At 46.6% G+C, this 24,276-nt stretch carries 22 protein-coding genes; 15 read left to right on the forward strand and 7 right to left on the reverse strand.

Features of this window, described 5'->3' with window-relative positions; all coding sequences use genetic code 11:
• Positions 1-30: 30 nt before the first annotated feature.
• The gene (locus tag B6A14_RS05585; RefSeq protein WP_087909470.1) at positions 31-1,155 is read left to right on the forward strand and encodes a 3-deoxy-7-phosphoheptulonate synthase; all 1,125 of its coding nucleotides are present in this window, start codon (positions 31-33) and stop codon (positions 1,153-1,155) included.
• A gap of 38 nt (positions 1,156-1,193) precedes the next feature.
• Here B6A14_RS05585 and B6A14_RS05590 read toward each other — a convergent pair whose 3' ends face one another.
• The gene (locus B6A14_RS05590; RefSeq protein ID WP_087909471.1) at positions 1,194-1,763 is read right to left on the reverse strand and encodes a cob(I)yrinic acid a,c-diamide adenosyltransferase; all 570 of its coding nucleotides are present in this window, start codon (positions 1,761-1,763) and stop codon (positions 1,194-1,196) included.
• A 42-nt stretch (positions 1,764-1,805) separates the two neighbouring features.
• Between B6A14_RS05590 and B6A14_RS05595 the strand changes: the two genes are divergently transcribed.
• Genes B6A14_RS05595 through proC form a run of 5 tightly spaced genes read left to right on the forward strand, consistent with a single transcriptional unit; the run spans position 1,806 to position 7,312 of the window.
• The gene (locus B6A14_RS05595) at positions 1,806-3,296 is read left to right on the forward strand and encodes an FAD-linked oxidase C-terminal domain-containing protein (RefSeq protein ID WP_087910288.1); all 1,491 of its coding nucleotides are present in this window, start codon (positions 1,806-1,808) and stop codon (positions 3,294-3,296) included.
• Positions 3,296-4,438, forward strand: coding sequence for a glycolate oxidase subunit GlcE (gene glcE, locus B6A14_RS05600; protein ID WP_087909472.1), 1,143 nt, complete (start codon positions 3,296-3,298; stop codon positions 4,436-4,438). Before B6A14_RS05595 ends, glcE begins: the two co-directional genes overlap by 1 nt.
• Before the next feature lie 8 nt (positions 4,439-4,446).
• Entirely contained in the window at positions 4,447-5,724 is a 1,278-nt protein-coding gene (glcF, locus tag B6A14_RS05605; RefSeq protein ID WP_087909473.1) for a glycolate oxidase subunit GlcF, read from the forward strand.
• On the forward strand, positions 5,721-6,446 hold the full coding sequence (locus B6A14_RS05610) for a YggS family pyridoxal phosphate-dependent enzyme (protein WP_087909474.1): 726 nt from the start codon (positions 5,721-5,723) through the stop codon (positions 6,444-6,446). The genes glcF and B6A14_RS05610 overlap by 4 nt, the downstream gene beginning before the upstream one ends.
• Positions 6,443-7,312 carry a pyrroline-5-carboxylate reductase gene (gene proC, locus B6A14_RS05615; RefSeq protein ID WP_087909475.1) on the forward strand — a complete coding sequence of 290 codons (870 nt, stop codon included), beginning with the start codon at positions 6,443-6,445 and terminating at the stop codon, positions 7,310-7,312. The genes B6A14_RS05610 and proC overlap by 4 nt, the downstream gene beginning before the upstream one ends.
• A gap of 15 nt (positions 7,313-7,327) precedes the next feature.
• Here proC and ubiA read toward each other — a convergent pair whose 3' ends face one another.
• Together ubiA and recG are read right to left on the reverse strand one after the other, a co-directional pair.
• Positions 7,328-8,191, reverse strand: coding sequence for a 4-hydroxybenzoate octaprenyltransferase (gene ubiA, locus B6A14_RS05620; RefSeq protein WP_087909476.1), 864 nt, complete (start codon positions 8,189-8,191; stop codon positions 7,328-7,330).
• Positions 8,192-8,201: 10 nt separating this feature from the next.
• Positions 8,202-10,268: an ATP-dependent DNA helicase RecG gene (gene recG, locus B6A14_RS05625; protein WP_087909477.1), complete on the reverse strand. Its 2,067-nt coding sequence runs from the start codon at positions 10,266-10,268 to the stop codon at positions 8,202-8,204.
• Positions 10,269-10,298: 30 nt separating this feature from the next.
• Between recG and queA the strand changes: the two genes are divergently transcribed.
• The 5 genes from queA (at position 10,299) to secF (ending at position 15,821) form a co-directional block, all read left to right on the forward strand.
• The gene (queA, locus tag B6A14_RS05630; RefSeq protein ID WP_087909478.1) at positions 10,299-11,345 is read left to right on the forward strand and encodes a tRNA preQ1(34) S-adenosylmethionine ribosyltransferase-isomerase QueA; all 1,047 of its coding nucleotides are present in this window, start codon (positions 10,299-10,301) and stop codon (positions 11,343-11,345) included.
• Positions 11,342-12,499 carry a tRNA guanosine(34) transglycosylase Tgt gene (tgt, locus tag B6A14_RS05635; RefSeq protein ID WP_087909479.1) on the forward strand — a complete coding sequence of 386 codons (1,158 nt, stop codon included), beginning with the start codon at positions 11,342-11,344 and terminating at the stop codon, positions 12,497-12,499. Before queA ends, tgt begins: the two co-directional genes overlap by 4 nt.
• A 132-nt stretch (positions 12,500-12,631) precedes the next feature.
• Positions 12,632-12,958 carry a preprotein translocase subunit YajC gene (gene yajC, locus B6A14_RS05640; RefSeq protein WP_087909480.1) on the forward strand — a complete coding sequence of 109 codons (327 nt, stop codon included), beginning with the start codon at positions 12,632-12,634 and terminating at the stop codon, positions 12,956-12,958.
• 25 nt (positions 12,959-12,983) lie between these two features.
• A complete protein-coding gene (gene secD / locus B6A14_RS05645; protein WP_087909481.1) occupies positions 12,984-14,843 on the forward strand; it encodes a protein translocase subunit SecD in 1,860 nt (619 codons plus the stop codon).
• A gap of 3 nt (positions 14,844-14,846) precedes the next feature.
• Positions 14,847-15,821: a protein translocase subunit SecF gene (gene secF, locus B6A14_RS05650; RefSeq protein ID WP_087909482.1), complete on the forward strand. Its 975-nt coding sequence runs from the start codon at positions 14,847-14,849 to the stop codon at positions 15,819-15,821.
• Positions 15,822-15,832: 11 nt separating this feature from the next.
• On the opposite strand, the gene B6A14_RS05655 is transcribed toward secF, so the two are convergent.
• Both B6A14_RS05655 and purB read right to left on the reverse strand, forming a co-directional pair.
• Entirely contained in the window at positions 15,833-17,188 is a 1,356-nt protein-coding gene (locus tag B6A14_RS05655; RefSeq protein WP_407947045.1) for a 3-deoxy-D-manno-octulosonic acid transferase, read from the reverse strand.
• A 2-nt stretch (positions 17,189-17,190) separates the two neighbouring features.
• Positions 17,191-18,570 (reverse strand): adenylosuccinate lyase, encoded by a 1,380-nt coding sequence (gene purB / locus B6A14_RS05660; protein WP_087909484.1) that lies wholly within the window; start codon positions 18,568-18,570, stop codon positions 17,191-17,193.
• Positions 18,571-18,665: 95 nt separating this feature from the next.
• On the opposite strand from purB, the gene B6A14_RS05665 reads away from it, so the two are divergent.
• Positions 18,666-19,280: a glutathione S-transferase N-terminal domain-containing protein gene (locus tag B6A14_RS05665; RefSeq protein WP_087909485.1), complete on the forward strand. Its 615-nt coding sequence runs from the start codon at positions 18,666-18,668 to the stop codon at positions 19,278-19,280.
• A 25-nt stretch (positions 19,281-19,305) separates the two neighbouring features.
• Here the strand turns inward: B6A14_RS05665 and mnmA are convergent, their stop codons facing one another.
• The gene (gene mnmA / locus B6A14_RS05670; protein ID WP_087909486.1) at positions 19,306-20,418 is read right to left on the reverse strand and encodes a tRNA 2-thiouridine(34) synthase MnmA; all 1,113 of its coding nucleotides are present in this window, start codon (positions 20,416-20,418) and stop codon (positions 19,306-19,308) included.
• Positions 20,419-20,597: 179 nt separating this feature from the next.
• Between mnmA and B6A14_RS05675 the strand changes: the two genes are divergently transcribed.
• Genes B6A14_RS05675 through B6A14_RS05685 form a run of 3 tightly spaced genes read left to right on the forward strand, consistent with a single transcriptional unit; the run spans position 20,598 to position 23,505 of the window.
• Entirely contained in the window at positions 20,598-21,731 is a 1,134-nt protein-coding gene (locus B6A14_RS05675; RefSeq protein WP_087909487.1) for a Re/Si-specific NAD(P)(+) transhydrogenase subunit alpha, read from the forward strand.
• Positions 21,732-21,756: 25 nt separating this feature from the next.
• A complete protein-coding gene (locus tag B6A14_RS05680; RefSeq protein ID WP_087909488.1) occupies positions 21,757-22,095 on the forward strand; it encodes a proton-translocating transhydrogenase family protein in 339 nt (112 codons plus the stop codon).
• A 42-nt stretch (positions 22,096-22,137) separates the two neighbouring features.
• Positions 22,138-23,505 carry an NAD(P)(+) transhydrogenase (Re/Si-specific) subunit beta gene (locus tag B6A14_RS05685; RefSeq protein WP_087909489.1) on the forward strand — a complete coding sequence of 456 codons (1,368 nt, stop codon included), beginning with the start codon at positions 22,138-22,140 and terminating at the stop codon, positions 23,503-23,505.
• Between the two features lie 63 nt (positions 23,506-23,568).
• Here the strand turns inward: B6A14_RS05685 and B6A14_RS05690 are convergent, their stop codons facing one another.
• Positions 23,569-24,264: a hypothetical protein gene (locus tag B6A14_RS05690; RefSeq protein ID WP_087909490.1), complete on the reverse strand. Its 696-nt coding sequence runs from the start codon at positions 24,262-24,264 to the stop codon at positions 23,569-23,571.
• Positions 24,265-24,276 lie beyond the last annotated feature (12 nt).

Here is a 24,276-nt window from a genome sequence, read left to right on the forward strand (position 1 = left end):
AATTTCTAAATTACGGCTTAAAATAGCCGTATGAGCCAACAAAATACGAATCCCTCCAATTGGTACTCTGTCGTTGATAAAACGTCAGATACTGACGATCAACGCATTGATAAGATTTCTGTTCTGCCTCCGCCAGAACATCTGATTCGCTTCTTTCCAATTTCTGGAACCCCTACCGAAGCATTGATCAGCAAAACTCGCAAGAAAATTCGCGACATCATTCATGGTAAAGACGATCGTTTACTCGTGATCATTGGGCCTTGCTCGATTCATGATCCACGTGCGGCACTCGAATATTGTCAACGCCTTTTAGCCGAGCGTGAGCGCTTTGCTGGTGAACTAGAAATTGTGATGCGCGTCTATTTTGAAAAACCACGCACTACCGTTGGCTGGAAGGGTCTGATTAATGACCCTTACTTGGATGAAAGCTATCGCATTGAAGAAGGTCTGCGTCTTGCACGTCAAGTCCTCATGGAAATCAATCGACTGGGTATGCCGGCTGGTAGCGAATTCTTGGATGTGATCTCTCCACAATATATTGCTGACCTCATCTCATGGGGCGCTATTGGTGCACGCACTACTGAAAGCCAAGTTCATCGTGAACTTGCCTCTGGTTTATCTGCGCCCATCGGATTTAAAAACGGCACCGATGGCAATATCAAAATTGCTACTGATGCGATTCAAGCGGCAGGTCGTCCACACCACTTCTTATCTGTTCACAAGAATGGGCAAGTGTCCGTTGTGGAAACTAAAGGCAACAATGACTGTCACGTCATTTTACGTGGCGGAAAAGAGCCTAACTACGAAGCGCCGCACGTACAATCTGCTTGCGCTGAACTAGCATCTGCAAAGCTTCCAGCCAGTTTGATGGTTGACTTATCGCATGCTAACTCCAGCAAGAAACATGAGCGTCAAATCATCGTGGCAGATGATATTGCCAAGCAAATTGAATCTGGTTCACATGAGATTTTTGGTGTGATGGTAGAAAGCCACCTGAACGACGGTGCGCAGAAATTTACACCTGGTAAAGATGATCCACGTAAGCTAGAGTACGGCAAGAGTATTACCGATGCCTGTATTAATTGGGATGATTCAGTAAAAGTGTTGGAGCGTTTAGCTGGCGCAGTAAAGAAACGCCGCAGCAAGAAAAAATAATACGCGCAGTAATGAAGGTAAGATTAAAAGAGGCTAATTTATTTAGTCTCTTTTTTTTCGTGCTTCCAAAGTACATCAGTACCACCAGCCGCACGATTGAGTATGCGCGAAAGCACAAACAATAAATCAGACAAACGATTGACATATTGGCGAGGAGCATCATACAAAGGCTCTGCCCAACCCAAGCGCACAATCGAACGCTCAGCTCTTCTACAGACGGTGCGACATACGTGCGCTTGCGCAGCAGCACGAGTACCACCAGGAAGAATGAATTCTGTCAAAGGAGGAAGTTCTTTGTTGTACTTTTCTAACCAAATATCTAACTGAGCTACGTGGTCAGGATTTAGTAACTTGTAATTCGGAATGCAGAGCTCGCCGCCCAGATCGAATAAATCATGCTGAACCTGCATGAAAAGCGCTTTTAGCTCAGGAGCAATGCTTTCTGGGATCTCCTCAGTCATCAAAACACCGATTTCTGAGTTCAGCTCATCCACGTCGCCCATAGCGCAAATCCGCAAATGATCCTTCTCAACGCGACTTCCATCGCCTAATCCAGTCATTCCAGCATCGCCCGTTCTAGTGGCGATTTTTGATAGTCGATTTCCCATGAGCTTAATTATAGGTAAATGGCTAAAATGATTCCTATGAATATGGTGACCCCACCCCCCGATCTAGCCGCAATCAGCGCACTTCAGTCAAAACTCGTTGCGGCTTTGCGACCGATTCTTCCGGAACACGCCCTACTTTGGGAGCCTGAAGACACAATTCCCTATGAATGTGATGGTTTGGCCGCTTATAAACGCATGCCGCTGGCAGTCGCTCTGCCAGAAACAGAGGAGCAAGTCGCCAAAATCCTCAAAACCTGCTTTGAGATGCAGGTTCCTGTGGTTCCGCGGGGATCTGGAACTGGCCTATCCGGTGGAGCGATGCCTATCTCTCAGGGGTTAGTGCTTTCCCTTGCAAAGCTCAAGAAAATTCTCAGTATTGACCCATTTACTCGCACTGCGGTAGTTCAACCTGGTGTGCGCAATCTTGCTATTTCAGAAGCTGTTGCTCACCTAGGTCTCTACTATGCACCAGACCCCTCATCTCAGATTGCCTGCTCTATTGGTGGCAACGTGAATGAAAACTCTGGTGGAGTGCACTGTCTTAAATACGGTCTCACTCTACATAACGTTCTCCGCGTACGCGGCATTTTGATGAACGGTGAGATTGTGGAGTTCGGAAGCTTAGCGCCAGATTCTCCTGGTTTAGATTTGCTCGCCATTGTTCTGGGTAGCGAAGGCATGCTTGCAGTCGTTACCGAAGTTACTGTGAAGTTGGTTGCCAAACCAAAACTGGCACGCGTCATCATGGCTAGTTTTGACGACATTGAAAAAGGTGGCAATGCTGTTGCTGCCATCATTGCTGCCGGTATTATTCCTGCTGGCTTAGAAATGATGGATCAAGCAACTACTCGAGCTGTAGAAGAATTTGTCAATGCAGGCTATGACTTAGAGGCAGCGGCTATTTTGCTTTGTGAGTCTGACGGCACACCGGAAGAAGTTGCTGAAGAAATCGAGCGCATGACTAAAGTGCTTGAACAATCGGGCGCTAGTGGTATTCGGATTTCTAGAGATGAGACTGAGCGCTTAAAGTTTTGGAGTGGTCGTAAAAATGCTTTCCCGGCAGCCGGACGAATCGCTGCGGATTACTACTGTATGGACGGCACTATCCCACGTAGGCATATTGCGACTCTACTGAAACGCATTCAAGGAATGGAAAAAAAATATGGCTTAGGTTGCTTGAATGTATTTCATGCAGGTGATGGCAATATGCACCCATTGATTTTATTTAATGGCGCTGATGAGGAAGAGTGGCATCGTGCCGAAGAATTTGGCACTGATATTCTTGAAGCCTGCGTTGAGCTTGGCGGTACGATTACTGGCGAGCATGGAGTTGGCCTCGAAAAGATTAACAGCATGTGTATTCAGTTTGGTGAGGGCGAACGTGAATCTTTCTGGGGTGTTAAAAGCGCTTTTGATCCAGAAAAGCTTCTCAATCCTGATAAAGGCATCCCAACTCTGAGTCGCTGTGCTGAATATGGCCGCATGCGGATTAGTGGAGGCAAACTACCGCATCCGGAATTGGAGCGCTTTTAATGAATGCTACCAACCCCATGATTGAGGCATTTCGTGAGCAGATCCTGAATGCAGCAAGCAATAAAACACGGCTCTCTATTGAAGGTGGCGGCACCAAGTCCTGGTATGGCAACCCCAATAGTCATACAAAACTTGATACTCGTACTTACTCTGGAATCCTGGAATATCAGCCAGAAGAATTAGTAATCACTGCCTGTGCGGGTACGCCACTGAAAGAAATCGAAGCTGCCCTCAAAGCAAAAAATCAGATGCTGGCATTTGAACCGCCACACTTTGGTGAGCAAGCAACCTTTGGTGGTGCGATTGCATCCGGCTTAGCGGGTCCAAATCGCATCAGCGTCGGTAATTTCCGAGACTTTGTTTTAGGTACACGTATTTTAGATGGCAAGGGACAGGATCTGTCTTTTGGCGGACAAGTGATGAAAAACGTTGCCGGCTACGATATCTCTCGTTTATTACCAGGCTCCATGGGTACGCTTTCATTACTTCTTGAAGCATCTGTCAAAGTATTGCCAAGACCAGCAGCCATAGCAACACTGCGCTGCCATATCTCTCAAGAAAAAGCATTGCGCACTTTAAATGAGTGGGCTGGGCAACCATTGCCAATGTCAGCAAGCTGTTGGATCGGCAATGCTACTGGCGAAGGTCAATTGACGATTCGTTTAGCGGGGGCTGCTGCTGCAATTAAGGCCGCCATTCCCCTAATGAGTTCTTTAGTAAATGCAAGTGAAGTAGACCCTCAATCTGCCGAAGCATTTTGGAATGATTTACGCGAGCATCAGCTACCAGCGTTTGAAAATCTCGCTGCCGATCAAACTCTGTATCGCCTAGCTTTACCTGCAGCCTGTGGGCCACTCACTATTCCTGGTGAAAGCAATGAAATTATTTTGGAATGGCACGGTCAACAACGTTGGATTAAAGCCTCTGGCGATGAAGCTACATTTAACCTAATCAAACAATTAGTCTTAAGTCATGGTGGGCATGTCACTCGCTTCAAACAGGGTGCAAGTGTAAATCCTGACTTCCAACGCTTTACTTTACTGAGCGAACAGGCACACTCTAAAGCCCTCGAGCTTGTACAAGAGCGCCTGAGATCTGCATTTGATCCTGCCGGCGTATTTGCAACTAAACGTCTTCCATAAGCATCTCTATGTACACTCAACTTGCTCCCCAATTTGCCAATACTCCAGAAGGTATTGAAGCAGCCCGAATTTTGGGTAAATGTGTTCACTGTGGTTTTTGTACTGCCACTTGTCCAACTTATCAGATACTCGGTGATGAGCTCGATGGCCCCCGTGGTCGTATCTACCTCATTAAGCAAATGGCTGAAGGTGCAGCTCCTACCGAAAAAACTCGTAACCACCTAGACCGCTGTCTCACTTGTCGTAATTGTGAGAGCACTTGCCCTAGCGGCGTGCAATACGGCAACCTAGTAGACATTGGCCGCAAGTGGGCTGAAGAGAATACCCCAGCTCGCCCCCTTGGTGAGCGCCTAACTCGCTGGGCCCTAAAAGAAGGTTTAACAAAGCCGACATTATTTAACTCAGCAATGACTTTAGGTCGCCTCGTGCGCCCCTTAATGCCAAATGGCATTCAGCGCAAAATCCCGGAAGCCAGAAATAAAGCTTTGGATAGCTCAACAGATCCTTATGCAAGGCCCACCGCTTCACATGAACGCAAAATGCTGATTCTGGAGGGCTGTGTTCAACCGGGTATGCTGCCAAATATTAATTCAGCAACTGCGCGCGTTTTAGATGCATTAAAGATTCAGCTCATTAGCGCCCCAAATGCTACTTGCTGCGGCGCATTGCGCTATCACTTGAATGATCAAACTGGCGGGTTAGAGAATGCCAAGCAAAATATTGATGCTTGGTGGCCATTAGTTGAGAGTGGTATGGAAGCGATTGTGATGACTGCCTCTGGTTGTGGCGTCATGGTGAAAGATTATGGTCATCTCTTTGCTGATGACTCTGCATATGCAGCCAAGGCGAAAAAGATTTCTGATCTCACTAAAGATATCTCCGAGATTTTGCCAAATCTAGAAAAAGAATTAATTCAATTACTTGGTACAGATCAAAAACCAGGCGTGGTTTATCACCCACCTTGCACCTTGCAACACGGCCAACAAATCCGCGGCAAAGTGGAAGGCTTGTTATCTAGTATTGGCATTGGTGTTCGCCTATGTGCTGACAGCCATCTGTGCTGCGGTTCTGCAGGCACCTATTCCGTAACGCAGCCTGAGCTATCAGAGCAGCTGCGCAGAAATAAGTTAGGCCATTTGAATACTGCATGCGAAGAATCTGGTGCGGAAGTGATTGTTTCTGGGAATATTGGCTGTATTACCCATCTTCAACAAGATGACAAGCCAGTACTGCATTGGATTGAGATCGTAGATCAACTCGTCAGCAAAGCCTCTAAGGTACGATGAATTCTATTGTTGCTAACTTAATGCAGGTGCGGCAGCGTATTGAGCTTGCTTGCTTAGCAGCGAAACGCGAGCCCGAAGAAATCGAGCTCTTAGCAGTCAGCAAAACATTCCCCGCCTCTGCTATTGAGGAGGCTATGCATGCTGGACAATCTGCTTTTGGTGAAAATTATGTACAAGAAGCGGTTGAAAAAATTACTCAGCTCGCTAAACTACGTCCTTGGTTAGTATGGCACTTCATTGGCCCCCTTCAAAGCAATAAAACGAGAGAGGTTGCCGAACATTTTGATTGGGTGCATGGTGTTGATCGCCTCAAAATTGCGGAACGTCTATCAGTTCAGCGCGGTGAATTTCCCAACCTAGCAGAATTGCAGATGTGCGTTCAAGTGAATGTGAGCGATGAGGATAGCAAAAGCGGTATACCACTTTCTGAGGCTGAGGCTCTTTGCGATGCCATTGTGAAATTGCCTAATATTGTTCTTAGGGGTTTAATGGCCATACCAGCCCCAAGCGCAGACAAGGCAGAACAACGCAAAGCCTTTGCCCAGGTTCAGGATTGCTTTAAAAAAATTCAAGCTGCTAAATCGACCGATTTTAGGTATCAATTTTTTGATACGCTATCGATGGGCATGTCCGATGATCTTGAGGCCGCTATTGCCGAGGGCAGCACTATTGTTCGGGTTGGCACCGCTATTTTTGGGAAGCGCGATAAGATTAGCAAATGAGCACAAATCAGAATCATCAAAACATTAGCAATGTCCACATCACCTTTATCGGTGGTGGCAATATGGGTCGAGCGCTCATTAGCGGTTTACTGGCCAATGGATTTACCCCTCAGCAGATCTCGGTGGTTGAAGCAAATACAGCGACTGCAATCAAACTATACGAAGACTTTGGCGTACGGAATATCGGCTCTTTGGACCAAGTAGCTTTTGATTTCTCAAAAAATAATGTTGTAGTCATGGCCATTAAGCCTCAGGACTTTAATGTGGTTGCCAAAGGCTTGGCCGCAAAACTCAAGCACGCATCCCTACCTGGCCCGCTCATCCTAAGTATTGCCGCTGGTATTCGCTTATCAGATATGAGTCGCTGGCTTGATCACTCCCGCTGTGTTCGTGCTATGCCCAATACTCCTGCATTAATCGGCCAAGGGATTACTGGCTTGTTTGCTGATGCCACTGTAAACGCATCGGATCGCAATCTAGCCCAGACCATCTGCAATGCTGTTGGTCAAAGCGTTTGGGTTCCTGAAGAAACACTGATGGATGCTGTTACTGCTGTCTCTGGTAGTGGCCCCGCCTATGTATTTGCATTTTTGGAAGCCATGCAATCTGCTGGTGAGAAATTAGGTCTAGATGCAGCGAGTGCACGCAAATTGGCATATGCAACTCTTGAGGGAGCAAGCCAACTCGCACATAACTCCGATGAACATGCTGGCGTACTACGTGAACGTGTCACCTCCAAGGGTGGCACTACAGCAGCGGCGCTTGAAGTCATGAAACAAGAGGGTTGGAATGAGATTCTAGAAAAAGCAATTGCTGCAGCAAGTCAACGTGGCAAAGCAATGGGTGATGAGTTAGGTAAGAACTAATTACCTAGGGAACTCTTAGTTCAGACTAAGACCAAGCACAATCCCAAGAAATAAAAATCCACCTAGCCAGTTATTGTGGCGAAAAGCCGCAAAACACTCGTCACGCTTCCGCGTAGAAATAAGTTTCAGATGATAAATAGCGCAAGCTAAGGCTATAAACCACCCGACTAAAAAGTAATTACTCAAGTTGGCTAATTGCGCAACCCAAATTTGACTAATGAATAAGATGGCATAACTAATAGCGATTGCCAGAACATCATATTGGCCAAAGGTAATTGCCGAAGTACGTAAGCCTAAGCGCAAATCATCCTCCCGATCGACCATAGCATAGGCAGTGTCGTAAGCTATCGCCCAAAAAATATTTCCCACAAATAAGATCCATGCTTCTAATGGAATCATATTCAAGATGGCGGCATATGCCATGGGGATACCAAAGCCAAACGCAATACCCAGAATAGCTTGCGGTATTGCAAAGAAGCGTTTAGTGAAGGGATAAATGAACGCTACCGCTAATGCAAAAACGGAAAGCTTCTTGGTGTAATCATTGAGTGGCTGAATGATTGCGAATGCAATCAAGGCCAAAAATGCAGCAATCAATACCGCCTCTTTGCCAGAAATCTTGCCGCTCGTCACTGGACGCCCTTGCGTTCTCTGAACGTGTAGATCAAAGTTGCGATCCGCGTAATCATTGATTGCACATCCTGCACTACGCATCAAGAAAGTTCCCGCTACAAAGATTAATAAAATTTGGGGATCGGGCATTCCGCTACTAGCCAACCATAAGGCCCATAGCGTTGGCCATAAAAGCAATAAGGTGCCAATTGGCTTATCTAGGCGTATGAGATAAGCGTACGAGGTTAGGCGATCATTTAAAGACATGAGGTAATTATCACGCCTTTAAAAATTCAGCGCGGGATCCTAGCCAGCGCTCTAGATGACGCTCCACTAAATCAGCATGCTCTGCTAGCAAGCGCTCGGCTGCCTGTTGAGCTAACTCAATTAACCAAGCATCGCGCTGTAAATCGACAAACCGCAACATGGCATCACCAGATTGCTTGGCTCCAAGCAATTCCCCGGGACCACGCAGGGAAAGGTCGCGCTCTGCAATGACAAAGCCATCCGATACTTCACGCAAGGTTTGCAAGCGCTCTTTAGCTGCCATTGATAAGGGCTCCGCATACATCAAGATGCAAACTGAATCGGCTGAGCCGCGGCCCACACGTCCACGCAGTTGATGAATTTGAGCATAGCCAAAGCGCTCAGCATGCTCGATCACCATTAAGGCTGCATTGGGAACATCCACGCCCACCTCAATGACTGTAGTGGCAACTAATAGCTGAATTTCATTGGCTTTAAATGCAGCCATCACGGCTGCTTTTTCTTCCGCCTTTAGGCGACCATGCACTAGCCCCACTTTAAAATTTGGCAAAGCCTGTGTTAACTGCTCAAAACTCTCAACGGCAGTTTGCAATTGCAAAACCTCAGATTCTTCTATCAAAGGGCAAACCCAATAGGCTTGTAGGCCTTTGGATAGCCAGCTTTGTAAACCGCCAATCACCTCATCACGACGAGTCGCCTTGACCACCTTAGTATTAATTGGTTTGCGGCCTGGAGGTAGCTCATCAATGACAGACACATCGAGATCAGCGTAATAGGTCATAGCCAAGGTACGAGGAATTGGCGTTGCTGACATCATCAATTGATGACAATAGAACAATTCTGATCCAAGTCTTTGCTGTATTTCTAAGCGCTGCCTAACTCCAAAGCGATGTTGCTCATCAATCACTGCTAAGCCTAGCTTGGAAAAGCTCACGCTCTCCTGAATTAGTGCATGAGTGCCAATAATGAGTTGAGCTTGCCCACTCTCAATCATTTCCTGAGCCAACCTTTTTTCTTTTGCCTTCAAACTACCAGACAGCCAAGCAATGTGCACCCCTAATGGTTCAAACCATTCTTTCATCTTTAAGTAATGCTGCTCTGCCAAGATTTCAGTAGGCGCCATGACCGCAGCTTGATAACCATGATCCATCACGCGTGCCGCTGCTAAGGCAGCGACTACCGTCTTGCCGCTACCTACGTCCCCTTGCAAAAGACGGTTCATTGGAAACGAGTTCTCTAGATCCTTAGCAATCTCTAACCATACGCGGTCTTGGGCTCCAGTTAATTGAAAAGGAAGCGCCTTAAGTAAGCCAATTTCTAGATTTGGCTCTTTTGATGGCTTTGCAAAGCTCGGGGCATGCCGCTCTCTTCGAATCGCATGAGCACGTTTCAAAGAAATTTGTTGTGCGAGCAATTCTTCGAACTGCACGCGGCGCCATGCAGGATCTGTGCGCTCTAACAAGGCTTGAGTATCAGCATCAGCAGGTGGCTGATGTAAATAGGTAATAGCAGCTTGTAGACTTGGCCAATCATTGCTTGGAAGCAGTTCTGTCATTAACTGCTTGGGCAAGAACTCAGCCAGACTATCTCGCAAGCTTGGATCACGTAAGGCCTGTCCAACTGCTTTGCGAATGACTGTTTGAGAAACGCCGGCACTGGCTGGATAGACTGGGGTCAGACTCATTGGCAAGGGAGCATCTGCTGCTACAGCCTTAACGGTGGGATGGACCATTTCTGGGCCCTGAAATCCTTCACGCACATCACCACGCACTCGAATATGCGCACCCACTGCCATTTGCTTTTGCTGGCTTGGGTAGAAATTCAGGAAACGGAGCTGCAAAGTTGCGGTGTCATCTTCAATGGTGACCAACATCTGTCTTCTAGGCCTAAATAAGACCTGATTTCGGATCACGATCCCCTGGGTTTGGGCTGAACTAAACCTGCCCTGATTTAAGACCTCTTCAATCGTGAATAGCTCAGTCTCATCTTCATAGCGGGATGGAAGATGCAAAGCAAGGGCCATTGGGCTGTCTAAACCCATTTTCTGGAGTGTGCTTGGCGCTTGTTTGGTAGTCATCGTTAAAATCTAATACCTGATGGTAATGCTATGCAACTCTCTGACTTCAATTACGAACTTCCTGCCGACCTAATTGCCCAACACCCTTTGGCAAATAGAACCGATAGCCGCCTCCTAGAGGTCAAGGCCGATGGGGGTAGTCACGTCCAACTAATTGATCGTCAGTTTAAGGACATTCTTAGCATTATCAAGCCAGGGGATTTATTGGTATTTAATGACACCAAAGTAATCCCAGCAAGATTACACGGCAAAAAAGAGACTGGCGGCAATGTCGAGCTTCTCATTGAGCGTATTAGCGGTGATAGACAAGCTTGGGTTCAGATCAGAGCATCGAAGGTACCTAAAACTGGCTCGATTATTTTGATTCACAATCAGGCAGGGGAAACTTTTCCAGTGGAAATGCTTGGATACGATGGGCGCTTTTACGAGGTGCGTTTTCCAGAAAATGTTTTTGAGCTACTCGAACGTTTTGGAGAATTACCGCTACCACCTTATATTGAACACCAACCCGATGATGAAGATGCGCAGCGCTACCAAACTGTAGTGGCAAAAAATCCAGGTGCTGTAGCAGCACCAACTGCAGGACTTCATTTTGATGAAACTATTCTGAGGCAATTAAATAATCTAGGAATCAAGCAAGCAACAATTACACTTCATGTAGGAGCGGGTACCTTTACCCCAGTTCGTGAAGAGGATCTAACAAAACACAAGATGCATCATGAGTGGTTCTCGATTCCAGCAGAAACTTTGCAGGCGATTGAAGAAACCAAACAAAAAGGTGGACGGGTTATTGCTATAGGCACCACCAGCCTGAGAGCCCTTGAAAGCAAAGCCATTAGCCAGCAAAGCAGTGGCGAAACCAATCTTTTCATCACGCCCGGATTTGAGTTCAAAACAGTAGATTGTTTGCTGACCAACTTTCATCTGCCAAAATCCACCCTATTGATGTTGGTGAGTGCTTTTGCGGGAATGGATAATATCCGTGCCGCCTACCAACATGCCATAGCTCAGAAGTATCGTTTCTTTAGTTACGGAGATGCGATGGTTTTATGCCGACTTGAGAATACAAAATCATGACCAAACCTGTTCACTTCAATATATTGGCGCGCGACTCACAAAGTCCTGCTCGCCTTGGTCAACTTGATCTTCCGCATGGCAGTGTGCAGACGCCTATTTTTATGCCAGTTGGAACCTATGGCACCGTGAAGGCAATGACCCCGCGGGATTTGAATGAAGCAAAGGCGCAAATTATTTTAGGCAACACCTTTCATCTTTGGTTGCGTCCTGGTTTAGATGTCATCAAAAAGCATGGTGGCTTACATCGCTTCATGGCTTGGGACAAACCGATCCTAACTGACTCCGGCGGCTTTCAGGTATTTAGTCTGGGGGCATTGCGCAAGATCTCTGAAGAAGGCGTGACCTTTGCATCGCCCATTAACGGTGACAAACTATTTATGTCGCCAGAAGTATCGATGGAAATTCAGGCAGTCTTGAATAGTGATATCGCCATGCAGTTCGATGAATGCACCCCTTACGAAATTAAGGGACAACCCACTTCAGAAAAAACGGCGCGGGCATCACTAGAGATGTCACTTCGCTGGGGCGATCGTTCGCTCAAACGATTTCGAGAACTCAATACTGGTAATGGTCTATTTGGCATCGTCCAAGGCGGCATGTTCGAAAATCTACGGGAATTCTCATTAGATGCGGTCAGCCAGCAAGGCTTTGATGGGATTGCGATTGGAGGCCTCTCCGTAGGTGAGCCCAAACCCGAATTCGAGCGTATCTTGAATTTCACGGCGTCTAAACTACCAGAACATATGCCTCACTATTTGATGGGTGTAGGCACCCCCGAAGATCTGATGTTAGGTGTCAGTCTAGGCATTGATATGTTTGACTGCGTAATGCCTACCCGCAATGCTCGTAATGGCTGGCTATTTACCCGCTTTGGCGACCTCAAATTGCGTAATTCCGGCTATAAGGACGATGATCGGCCGCTGGACCCTACTTGCACCTGCTATACCTGCCAAAACTTCACTAGATCCTACTTAAATCACCTCCAAAAGGCGAATGAGATTCTAGGATCCCAACTCAATACCATCCACAATCTGTCCTATTACCTCCAGCTTATGACTGAGGTGAGAGAGGCCTTAAGCAAAGACCGTTTTAGCGCCTACCGAGAAGAATTCCACCAGAATCGCCAGCGTGGGGTTGAGCCTGGGCAGGATTAATAACCCTACGGAGGCCTATCCCCCTCCAAATCACCTCCAAAGCCCCGCACAGTTTAGAATTGCGGGTTTACGGCTTAACTTAAAAGCCTAAAACTGAAACAGTTTCCAAATAGTCTTTAACGGAGGTTTTGTATGTGGATTAGTAACGCTTTTGCCCAAGCCCCAGCTGCGGGTCCAGATTCTGGTGGCTTAATGAGCTTCCTGCCATTGGTTTTGATGTTTGCAGTTTTGTACTTCATCATGATTCGCCCACAAATGAAGCGTCAAAAAGAAACTAAAGCCATGCTTGAAGCATTAGCAGTTGGCGATGAAGTGGTAACAGTAGGCGGCATCATGGGCAAAGTAACAGCACTCAAAGATGCAGTGGTTACTGTTGAGATTTCAGCTGGCACTGAAGTGCAATTACAAAAAGGTGCTATCACCAATGTATTGCCTAAAGGCACATTAAAGTCTGCTTAATAGCTTTGTTTAAAAGTATCTCAATATGAATCGCTACCCTCTCTGGAAATATCTAGTTATCGTCGTTGCCTTACTCATTGGCGGACTATATTCAATCCCGAATTTCTATGGTGAGGCTCCAGCGGTTCAAATCTCGTCCGCCAAACCAACCATCAAGGTTGATTTAGCGACACAAGCCCGCGTTGAAAAGATTTTGTCTGATGCCGATATCAGCAGCACTGGTATCTTCTTTGAAAATGCCAACAATATTGGCTCTATCAAGATTCGCTTCAACAACACCGACATTCAATTGCGTGCACGCGATCTATTGCAGCAAAAGATTAACGTCGATCAGAGCGACCCGAATTTCACGGTTGCCTTAAACCTTTTATCGAATACGCCAGATTGGTTAAATTCCATTAACGCCCTACCGATGCCTTTGGGTCTTGACTTGCGAGGTGGTGTTTACTTCCTGCTGCAGGTCGATATGAAGGGCGCGGTTCAAAAGAAGGTTACTTCTTTGGCAACTGATATTCGCTCACAATTACGCGATAAAAATATTCGCCACCAAGGCATTGAGCGTGGCGCAGATAGCATCACAATTAATTTTGGCAGCACTGCTGATGCTGATGCAGCTCGTGCGGTTTTACAATCAGCTCAACCAGAACTCACTTGGCAAGTAAGACCAACAGGCTTATCACCAAAATTAGTTGGTGAATTTAAACCAACTGCATTAAAAGAAATCCAAGATAATGCTGTTAAACAAAATATCGTCACGCTGAATAAGCGCGTGAATGAGTTGGCAGTTAAAGAGCCGGTGATTCAACAACAAGGTGCCGAACGCATTGTGGTGCAGTTACCTGGCGTTCAAGATACTGCACGTGCTAAAGATATTATTGGTCGTACGGCGACCCTAGAGTCTCGCTTAGCTGATCCACTCATTTCTACAATTGGGATTGGCGAGACTCCACCTCCAGGCATGGATACCTTCCGTTTTGGGGAAAATCGTTTAGGCGTATTCAAGAAATCAGTTATCTTCAGTGGCGATCGCATTACTGATGCAAGTGCTGGCTTTGATCAAAATCAACGTCCCGCTGTAAACATCTCTCTCGATGCTGCGGGTGGCCGTGTCATGCAAGAAGTGACACGCGAGAATATTGGCAAGCCTATGGGCATGATTTTGTTTGAAAAAGGCAAGGGTGAAGTGTTGACCATTGCTACTATTCAAAGCGAATTTGGATCTAAGTTTCAGATTACAGGCCAGCCCACTACTGCTAGCGCCAATGACTTAGCCCTCTTATTACGCGCAGGTTCTTTGGCTGCGCCAATGGAAATTATTGAAGAGCGCACCATCGGCCCAAGCCTAGGTGCGGAGAATATTGAGAAGGGCTTCAAGTCACTCTTGATTGGCTTTGGGGCAATTGCCATTTTCATGATGGCTTACTACTTATTGTTTGGCACATTCTCAGTCATTGCATTGGCGGTGAACTTGCTCCTGCTGATTTCTGTGCTGTCGATGTTACAAGCCACACTCACTTTGCCAGGAATCGCGGCGATGGCCCTAGCACTTGGTATGGCGATTGACTCCAACGTATTGATTAATGAACGTATTCGTGAAGAGCTACGCAACGGCGCAGCGCCACAAACTGCAATTGCAGTTGGCTTTGATAAAGCTTGGGCAACAATTTTGGATTCGAATGTGACAACTTTAATTGCTGGTCTAGCGCTCCTGGCATTTGGCTCAGGTCCGATCAAAGGCTTTGCAGTGGTTCACTGCTTAGGTATTTTGACCTCAATGTTCTCGGCTGTCTTCTTCTCTCGCGGTCTTGTCAACCTCTGGTACGGCAGACACAAGAAGGTTCAAAAGCTCGCTATTGGCCAAGTTTGGCGACCACAGGAGAAATAAGCTATGGAATTTTTCCGGATCAAAAAAGATATCCCCTTTATGCGCCATGCATTGGCGCTCAATGCGATTTCTTTAATCACCTTTTTAGCTGCAGTCTTCTTTCTATGGCACAACGGCTTACACCTCTCGATTGAGTTCACTGGTGGTACGGTTATGGAGGTGAGTTACCCTCAAGCTGCTCCACTAGACTCTATTCGCGCAAAGGTTGAGAAGTTAGGTTATGCAGATACGCAGATTCAGAACTTTGGCAGCTCACGCGACATCATGATTCGCCTGCCTTTACAAAAAGATACTGAAGGCAAACTCATTTCTTCTGCAGACCAAAGCGCAGCGGTAATGCAGGCGCTTGAGCCTGCTAGCAGTGGCGCCAAATTGCAACGCGTAGAGTTCGTTGGTCCTCAGGTGGGTGAAGAGCTGGCCTTAGACGGCTTGAAGGCCTTAATTTTTGTGATTATCGGTATTGTGATTTACCTCTCTTTCCGCTTTGAGTGGAAATTTGCTCTAGCGGGCATCATTGCTAACTTGCACGACATCGTGATCATCTTAGGTTTCTTTGCTTTCTTCCAGTGGGAGTTCTCACTCTCAGTCTTGGCAGCAGTCTTGGCGGTACTGGGTTACTCCGTTAACGAATCCGTGGTGATCTTTGACCGTATTCGCGAAAATTTCCGTAAGTACCGCAAGATGAATACCCGCGAAATTATTGACAATGCAATTACCAGCACAATCAGTCGCACTGTGATTACTCACGGTAGCACTGAGATGATGGTTTTAGCTATGCTGATTTTTGGTGGCCCAACTCTCTTCTACTTTGCGCTAGCACTGACTATTGGTATTTTGTTTGGTATTTACTCTTCAGTATTCGTAGCTGCCGCTTTGGCCATGTGGCTTGGAGTAACGCGTGAAGATTTGGCGAAGAGTGACAAAAAACCAGATGACAACGCTCGGAATGACGACCCGAATTTCGGAGCGCGTGTTTAAGTCAGTCAGACTTAATTTAAAGAGAAGTTTTGTTGATCAAGGGCAGCCAGTATTCGCTGAGTTGCACCTTGGTGATCAATTGAGTAAGTCTTAGCTGCTTGGCTCATATTGGCAAGTTCAGCGGCATTTAAAAGTAAGGCCTTCAAAGCCTGCATCAAGGCGATTGATTCAGTCAGCAATAGATCGCCCTCAATAAGCTTAGCAGCGCCAGTCTGAATGGCATCCAAGGCAGCTTGCTGGAAGTTGTAAGTATGTTCACCCAAGAGCACTGGACATCCCGCAGCACACGCTTCTATGAGATTTTGACCGCCAAATGGCAAGAGACTGCCACCCATCACTACTAAATCGGCAGCACTGTAATACATGGGCATTTCACCCATGGAGTCGCCCAAGACTACATCTAAGCCACTGCAATCTCTTGGAATTCCAGGCCATTTAGTACGACGGCGGAACTTGAATCCAGCCGAATGGATGGCATCCGCAACTTCTGCAAATCTTTCGGGGTGGCGGGGCACCAAGCAAAGTAATGGCGCTGTCTCGAAAGCATTGCTCAGTAGTAAATCTTTCCAAGCCTTCAGAATGATGGCCTCTTCACCATCGCGAGTACTGGCAGCGCAAACCATCAAACGATGACTTTCATGTAACTCTTTTTTCCAAAGCTTGCCTTGCTCTACTGATAGCGGATCCAGGGGCACATCGAATTTGAGATTACCAACGATGCTGATATTTTTTACATCAAGACTTCGATAGCGCTGCGCATCAAAATCGGTTTGCGCCAAGATTCCTGCAAATGCTTGAAATAATGCGCGCCCAGCTTTGCCAAATCGATTAACACGACGCGCACTTCTCTCGGAGAGGCGAGCATTCACCAGAAATAAAGGTAGGCCGATTTCTGCGCAACGAAAAACAACCGTTGGCCAAGCCTCGGTCTCCATAAAAAGACCAAGCTTTGGCTTAAAGGTCTTTAGAAAATGTTCAACAGACCAGCAAAGGTCATAAGGCAAGTAAACCTGGCATATCTGCCCAGAAGCAATTTCCTTAGCAAATAACTGTTTACCTGTACGACGGCCATTTAAAGTCATATGCGTAAGCAAAATGGTTTCACCACGAGCAAGATAAGCCTCAATTAATGGCTGAGCAGCACGGGTCTCGCCTACCGAGACTGCATGAATCCAAATTGAACCTTGTTTAATAGGCTTGTCATATCCAAAACCAAGATGCTCTGGAATGTGATGCATATAAGCAAAGGAATGCTGTGCACGCCAAGCTAGACGAATAAATGCCAGCGGCAATAAGAGATGCCATAGCAATTGATAAACAGCAAACCAGACTCGGGGACGTGCCCCGTACTCTGAAGCGGAGTTCACACTCACTTTTTGAGACGTTCGGTCAGTTCGACCGCCTTACCAAGATAAGAGGATGGTGTCATTTCCAGTAAACGTGCTTTTGCATCTTCTGGAATCTTTAAGCCGCGAATGAAGGTTTGTAAATCAGCTTGATTAATCCCTTTGCCACGAGTCAATTCTTTTAACTGCTCGTAGGGATTCTCAATGCCGTAACGACGCATCACGGTTTGTACTGGCTCAGCCAATACTTCCCAACAAGAATCTAAATCTGCGGCAATCGCTGCATGATTTACTTCTAACTTACTCAGGCCACGTAAAGCACTGTCATACGCTAATACGCTATGTCCAAATGCGGGACCTAAATTACGCAAAACCGTTGAATCAGTGAGATCGCGCTGCCAACGAGAGATTGGTAACTTTTCTGCAAGGTGACGCAGCAATGCATTGGCAACTCCCAAGTTACCCTCAGAGTTTTCAAAATCAATAGGGTTCACTTTGTGCGGCATGGTTGATGAACCAATCTCACCAGCTTTAGTACGCTGCTTGAAATAACCGACAGAGATATAAGCCCAGAAGTCGCGATCCATATCCAAAAGAATGGTGTTGGCACGGGCAATCGCATCGAATAACTGTGCCATACCATCATGCGGCTCAATTTGAATGGTGTAAGGATTAAAAGTGAGGCCAAGGCGCTTCTCAACTACGTTCTTGGAAAAATTTTCCCAATCAAAATCTGGGTAGGCAGATAAATGCGCGTTGTAGTTACCAACTGCACCATTCATCTTGCCAAGCAATGGCGCTGCTTCAATTGATTCAATCGCACGCTCTAAACGTTTTGCGATATTGGCAATTTCTTTACCAAGCGTACTTGGTGAAGCAGGCTGACCATGAGTACGAGATAACAACGGCACCTTAGCGTGCTCAAGAGCAAGTTCGGTCAGTACAGAGAGTACTTTTCTAAGTTGCGGCAGGAGCACTTCATCGCGTGCGCCACGTAACATCAAACCATGTGAAGTGTTATTAATATCTTCCGATGTACAGGCAAAGTGAATAAATTCGCTCGCCTTTAATAGATCTGGCCTGCCCGCCACTTTTTCTTTTAAGAAATATTCAACTGCTTTGACATCATGATTAGTAACCGCTTCAATATCTTTAATACGCTGAGCATCAGCATCCGAGAAATTCTCTGGCAGTGATAGTAAGAACGTTTCATCAGCTGTATTAATTTTTGGTACATCAGGAAGTCCAGCGGCTGCTAAGGCCAACAACCAATGAATTTCCACGAACACGCGCTGGCGCATAAAAGCAGCTTCAGAAAGCCATGGACGCAAGGCATCTAACTTCCCGGCATATCGGCCGTCCAAAGGGGAAAGGGCATTGAGGGTAGAAAGCGGCTGACTCACGAATATTGCCTTTGCATTGAATATGTCAATAAAACCTGATTTTAATGCGTTCTGGGGTTAAGCAGACCTCCATTAGGATGGCTATACTATCCCTTATGAAACTTATCGGATCCCTCACTAGCCCCTATGTACGTAAGGTACGCATCGTTTTTTCAGAGAAAAAGGTTGATGTTGACCTTCAATTAGAGAACGTTTGGGCCGCAGACACCAAAATTGCCATTTCCAACCCCTTGGGGAAGGTTCCCTGCCTCATTCTGGAAGATGGTGAGTCACTCTATGACTCTCGCGTTATCGCGGAATACGCTGATGCCCTCAGCCCAGTCAGCAAGCTCATACCCGCTGACAGCCGGGAGCGCGCGAGCGTGAAAACCTGGGAAGCCCTGGCTGACGGAATCACAGATGCTGGCATTTTGGCCCGCCTCGAGCGCACATGGCGCCCTGCTGAAGAGCAAAGCTCAGCTTGGGTTGATCGCCAAATGGGCAAGATTCAAAACTCACTTCGTCAAATGTCTGAGATCTTGGGTGAGAATGCTTGGTGCCACGGCAACCAAATGACGCTTGCTGATATTGCAACAGGTTGTGCACTTGGTTGGTTATTGCTCCGTTTCCCAGATGTGAAATGGCAGACTCAATATCCAAACTTAGATCGTCTCTATCAAAAATTATTGCAGCGACCTTCGTTTATAGAAACTGAACCGCCAGCAGCTTAATGCGGATTTAAAAAATTGATTTGGGCTAAGCAGAAATAATTCCGCCGCCCAAACAAATATCACCGTCATATAAAACGGCTGATTGCCCTGGCGTTACTGCCCATTGCGTATCCGGAAATCCTAACGCAAATGTAAGATCGCCTGCGCTTGCAGTTAAAGTGCATGCAGAGTCTGCTTGACGATAACGAGTCTTCGCAGAATAGTTCCCAGAGGCTGGGGGGCTACCAGCAATCCAGCTCGCATCAATAGCCTCTAGGTTCTTGGCCAGCAGCCACGGGTGTTCATGGCCCTGAGCCACATACAGTGTGTTATTCGCCATATCCTTGCGTGCCACATACCAAGCATCACCATTGCCATCCTGGCTGCCACCCAAACCAATCCCCTTACGCTGCCCCAAAGTGAAAAAGGCTAAGCCCATATGCTCGCCGACAGTCTTGCCATCCGGGGTTTTAATGGGTCCTGGTGTACGAGGCAAATAACGGTTCAAGAATTCTCTAAAGGGACGTTCGCCAATAAAACAAATTCCGGTGCTATCTTTTTTCCGTGCATTGTGTAAACCAATTTTTTCAGCAATGGTGCGCACTTCAGTTTTCGGAATCTCTCCCAGCGGAAATAAAACATTAGCTAATTGCTGTTGCGTCAAGCGGTGCAAAAAATAACTCTGGTCTTTACTAGAATCCAGCGCTTTTAATAATTGCACTTTTCCACCCTCATGGCGGACCCTAGCATAGTGCCCAGTAGCAATTGCATCAGCACCCAAACTCATGGCGTGATCCAAGAAGGCTTTGAACTTAATCTCAGCATTGCACAGAACATCGGGATTTGGGGTTCGCCCTGCAGCGTATTCACGCAAAAACTCAGCAAATACGCGTTCGCGGTATTCAGCAGCAAAATTGACTGCCTCAACGTCAATACCGATGAGATCAGCTACGGAGACGACATCAAGCCAATCCTGGCGGGCTGAACAATATTCATCGTTATCGTCATCCTCCCAATTCTTCATAAAAAGGCCGATAACTTCATAACCCTGCTCTTTGAGCATCCAGGCTGCTACGGACGAATCTACCCCTCCAGACATGCCGATAACGACTTTTCTGGGCTTTTTAAGGGGGGGTACCGAACAATTAGGCTGACTCATTAAAAAAATGCGAGAATACTCTATAGACAGATTAACCCCATTGTAGAAGTCTCAACCAGACTTCGCATGATTTTAGGCAAAACCATAGCCGGCAGACCTTGGGGCTCAGTAAATAGGTAAAACCTAGCCTGTTTATCTTTAAAATAGACTTTTAAAATTTTTGCTTTTGGAGACATGCCATGCGCATAGGAGTGCCGCTGGAAACAAGGCCTGGGGAAACTCGAGTAGCCGCCACACCAGAAACCGTAAAAAAACTGATTAGCCAAGGTCATAGCGTCGTCATTCAAAAAGACGCCGGCGTCCACGCAAGTCAACCAGACTCCGCATACGAAGCTGTAGGTGCTTCTGTTGGCAGCGCAGCTGACGCATTTGGAGCAGAAATTGTTCTCAAAGTGCGTGCGCCCGAAGCAGCTGAACTCAAACAAATTAAATCTGGCAGCGTGCTCATTGGCATGCTCGATCCATTTGATAACGACAATATTGCTGCAATGGCAGCGCAAGGCGTAACAGCATTCTCATTAGAAGCTGCTCCTCGCACAACTCGCGCCCAAAGTATGGATGTACTGTCATCGCAAGCAAACATTGCCGGCTACAAAGCTGTCATGATTGCTGCTAATGAGTATCAACGCTTTATGCCAATGCTCATGACTGCAGCAGGAACTGTCAAAGCAGCGCGCGTACTCATCTTGGGTGCCGGTGTTGCAGGCTTGCAAGCTATTGCTACCGCCAAGCGCTTAGGCGCTGTGATTGAAGCATCTGACGTTCGCCCAGCCGCTAAAGAGCAAATTGAATCTTTGGGTGCTAAGTTTGTTGATGTGCCTTACGAAACTGACGAAGAACGCGAAATCGCTCAAGGCGTTGGCGGCTATGCGCGCCCAATGCCAGAGGCTTGGATGAAGCGTCAAGCAGCCTTAGTTGCTGAACGCGCTCAGCAAGCTGACATTGTCATTACCACTGCTTTGATTCCAGGCCGCAAGCCACCAGTCTTATTGCATAGTGACACTGTTACTAATATGAAACCTGGCTCTATCGTGATTGATATTGCTGCTGGTCGTGGTGATAACGGCTCCGGTAACTGTCCACTGACTCAAGCTGACAAGATTGTTCAAGTCAATGGCGTCAAGATTGTGGGCTACACCAACCTTGCTAGCATGGTTGCAGCAGATGCGTCAGCACTTTATTCACGTAACTTGATCGACTTCATGAAACTCATTGTTGATAAAGATGCTAAATTGCTCATCCCTACTGATGACGATATCGTTACTGCCTGCTTAATGTGTCGCGATGGTCAAGCCGTCCGCAAAAACTCATAGAACAAATTTAGACTAAGGAAATATCATGGATCTCGCTGCTTTTCAAAGCATCCTCACAGTCCAAAACATCACTGTGTTTGTGTTAGCCATTTTTGTTGGCTACCACGTGGTTTGGAACGTTACTCCAGCATTGCATACCCCTCTGATGGCGGTTACTAATGCCATCTCCGGCATCATCATTGTTGGCGCACTCTTGCAAACCGAAGTCATTGGCGGCGATGAGATCACTCTCACCAGCATTATTGGCGCTGTTGCAGTATTCCTGGCTTCCATCAATATTTTTGGTGGCTTTATGGTCACCCGTCGCATGCTGGAGATGTTCAAGAAGAAGGCTCCTAAAGCAGATTCGGCTGGAACCAAATAAAACGAGAACAAGATCCTCATAGAGATTTAAAGAGACCAAATAATGTCAAACATAACTGCAATTTCCTATCTCATTTCATCGGTGTTGTTCATCCTCGCTTTGCGTGGACTTTCTTCACCAACTACTTCACGCCAAGGCAATACTTTCGGCATGATTGGTATGCTCCTAGCAGTCATTACCACCTTCCTGATTCCTGACTTTAAGCCAGTCTTTTCGCTGATCATCGCTGCAATTGTTGGCGGCGCAATTATCGGTACGATTGCTGCTAAACGCGTGCAGATGACTAAGATGCCGGAGCTCGTTGCTTTGATGCACTCGTTTGTTGGTTTATCAGCAGTATTAATTGCGATTGCTGCAGTATTTAATCCTGCACAAGCCCATACTGGCGCCCAAAAGATTGAACTATTCATTGGCGCATTTATTGGCGCAATTACCTTTACTGCCTCTGTGATTGCTTTCGGCAAATTGTCTGGCAAGGTCAGCGGTAAGCCAGTTACCTTCTCTGGTCAGCACTTACTGAACTTGATCTTAGCGATTTCGATGGTTGGTGCAGGCATTGCTTATTACATGGGCGATAGCCACGCAGCCTTCTTGGCCATGTGTGCAATTGCTTTGGTATTAGGTATTACTTTGATCATCCCAATTGGTGGCGCTGATATGCCAGTTGTGGTTTCTATGCTCAACAGTTACTCCGGTTGGGCTGCTGCGGGTATTGGTTTCACATTGAACAACCCTGTATTAATTATTGCTGGCGCTTGCGTAGGCTCTTCAGGTGCGATTCTTTCTTACATCATGTGTAAGGCTATGAATCGCTCAATCGTTGCCGTTCTGCTTGGCGGATTCGGTGCTGAAGCTGCTGCTGGCGGAGCCGATGATGGCGCTCCTAAGAACTACAAAACTGGCTCCCCAGAAGATGCTGCCTTCCTCATGGAAAACGCAGACACAGTCATCATTGTTCCTGGTTATGGATTAGCAGTTGCCCGTGCCCAGCATGCTCTGAAAGAGTTAACTGAAAAACTGACTCATCATGGTGTCACCGTAAAGTATGCGATTCACCCAGTTGCAGGTCGTATGCCTGGTCATATGAACGTACTCTTGGCTGAAGCTGAAGTTCCTTACGATCAAGTGTTTGAGATGGAAGACATCAATAGTGACTTTGGTCAAGCTGACGTAGTGTTAGTGCTTGGCGCTAACGACGTGGTGAACCCAGCGGCACGCACTCCAGGCAGCCCAATCTTTGGTATGCCAATCCTGGAAGCATTCAAAGCCAAAACGATCATCGTTAACAAGCGCTCAATGGCTGCAGGTTATGCTGGTCTGGATAATGAACTCTTCTACATGGATAAAACCATGATGGTCTTCGGTGATGCGAAGAAAGTAGTTGAGGATATGGTCAAGGCTGTGGAGTAAAAGAGTGATCTTTTAAACTCATTAAAGACCGCCTTCGGGCGGTTTTTTATTCACTGCTATTTCTTAACGCCTTTGGTAACTATTGGCGAGGTTATCTTGCAAAACATGGGCGATACCATTTGCGATCAAAGATAAATCTTTATCCAGCACTCTGCTTTGATATATCCAGCCTGAAGGTAGCTTGAGTTGTTTTTCCAAATCCGGAAGATCCTCGATCATCAGACTGGGATTGACGATTTGCGAGTAGGACTGCATGACATAAATCTCTCCCGCGGGAGAAGTGAGCTCATAGATCGAGCTACCTGCCTTATAAACAAAATTAGTAGTACGGTTAATTTGATTGGGCATGAAATGCTTGCTACCCAGTATTTGTTTCAAGAGCCCTAGCTCAATTGTTGCCCTTAAGTTCATTTCCATACCGCTAAAAGACTCTTTAACATTATTAACAGTAGCGCCAGCTGCATGAATCTCATCCATCACCCAATAACGCGGGCCGTTTAACAACGCAAAAGATGCGTCGTACTTACTCGTTATAGATTCCTTGGTAATTGCCTTCCATTGCTCCTCAGGGCATAAATTAAGACCCTGCGTATTAAAAACTTTGACCTCCAAACTCAGCCAGTGACGTTTACCGTAGAGGATCTCGCAATAGCGTTGGTTCCGAAGATTAGAAACACTTTTTTCAAAGATTGGTTGTGCATTAACAATTCCAGCACCGAGGCAGATAGCAATCAAAAGCAATGAATAGATTTTTTTCATTAACCTACTGTA

It is taken from the genome of Polynucleobacter hirudinilacicola, assembly GCF_002192535.1.
In the GTDB taxonomy this organism is placed as follows: domain Bacteria; phylum Pseudomonadota; class Gammaproteobacteria; order Burkholderiales; family Burkholderiaceae; genus Polynucleobacter; species Polynucleobacter hirudinilacicola.

What these genes read in the sequence shown, in the direction of transcription:
- proC (WP_087909475.1), top strand. Translation starts at nt 6,443, where the DNA reads ATGAGCACAAATCAGAATCATCAAAACATTAGCAATGTCCACATCACC.
- glcE (WP_087909472.1), top strand. Translation starts at nt 3,296, where the DNA reads ATGAATGCTACCAACCCCATGATTGAGGCATTTCGTGAGCAGATCCTG.
- B6A14_RS05585 (WP_087909470.1), top strand. Translation starts at nt 31, where the DNA reads ATGAGCCAACAAAATACGAATCCCTCCAATTGGTACTCTGTCGTTGAT.
- queA (WP_087909478.1), top strand. Translation starts at nt 10,299, where the DNA reads ATGCAACTCTCTGACTTCAATTACGAACTTCCTGCCGACCTAATTGCC.
- glcF (WP_087909473.1), top strand. Translation starts at nt 4,447, where the DNA reads ATGTACACTCAACTTGCTCCCCAATTTGCCAATACTCCAGAAGGTATT.
- secF (WP_087909482.1), top strand. Translation starts at nt 14,847, where the DNA reads ATGGAATTTTTCCGGATCAAAAAAGATATCCCCTTTATGCGCCATGCA.
- ubiA (WP_087909476.1), bottom strand. Translation starts at nt 8,191, where the DNA reads ATGTCTTTAAATGATCGCCTAACCTCGTACGCTTATCTCATACGCCTA.
- B6A14_RS05690 (WP_087909490.1), bottom strand. Translation starts at nt 24,264, where the DNA reads ATGAAAAAAATCTATTCATTGCTTTTGATTGCTATCTGCCTCGGTGCT.
- yajC (WP_087909480.1), top strand. Translation starts at nt 12,632, where the DNA reads ATGTGGATTAGTAACGCTTTTGCCCAAGCCCCAGCTGCGGGTCCAGAT.
- B6A14_RS05595 (WP_087910288.1), top strand. Translation starts at nt 1,806, where the DNA reads ATGGTGACCCCACCCCCCGATCTAGCCGCAATCAGCGCACTTCAGTCA.
- B6A14_RS05590 (WP_087909471.1), bottom strand. Translation starts at nt 1,763, where the DNA reads ATGGGAAATCGACTATCAAAAATCGCCACTAGAACGGGCGATGCTGGA.
- B6A14_RS05685 (WP_087909489.1), top strand. Translation starts at nt 22,138, where the DNA reads ATGTCAAACATAACTGCAATTTCCTATCTCATTTCATCGGTGTTGTTC.
- secD (WP_087909481.1), top strand. Translation starts at nt 12,984, where the DNA reads ATGAATCGCTACCCTCTCTGGAAATATCTAGTTATCGTCGTTGCCTTA.
- tgt (WP_087909479.1), top strand. Translation starts at nt 11,342, where the DNA reads ATGACCAAACCTGTTCACTTCAATATATTGGCGCGCGACTCACAAAGT.
- B6A14_RS05680 (WP_087909488.1), top strand. Translation starts at nt 21,757, where the DNA reads ATGGATCTCGCTGCTTTTCAAAGCATCCTCACAGTCCAAAACATCACT.
- B6A14_RS05665 (WP_087909485.1), top strand. Translation starts at nt 18,666, where the DNA reads ATGAAACTTATCGGATCCCTCACTAGCCCCTATGTACGTAAGGTACGC.
- recG (WP_087909477.1), bottom strand. Translation starts at nt 10,268, where the DNA reads ATGACTACCAAACAAGCGCCAAGCACACTCCAGAAAATGGGTTTAGAC.
- B6A14_RS05675 (WP_087909487.1), top strand. Translation starts at nt 20,598, where the DNA reads ATGCGCATAGGAGTGCCGCTGGAAACAAGGCCTGGGGAAACTCGAGTA.
- B6A14_RS05610 (WP_087909474.1), top strand. Translation starts at nt 5,721, where the DNA reads ATGAATTCTATTGTTGCTAACTTAATGCAGGTGCGGCAGCGTATTGAG.
- mnmA (WP_087909486.1), bottom strand. Translation starts at nt 20,418, where the DNA reads ATGAGTCAGCCTAATTGTTCGGTACCCCCCCTTAAAAAGCCCAGAAAA.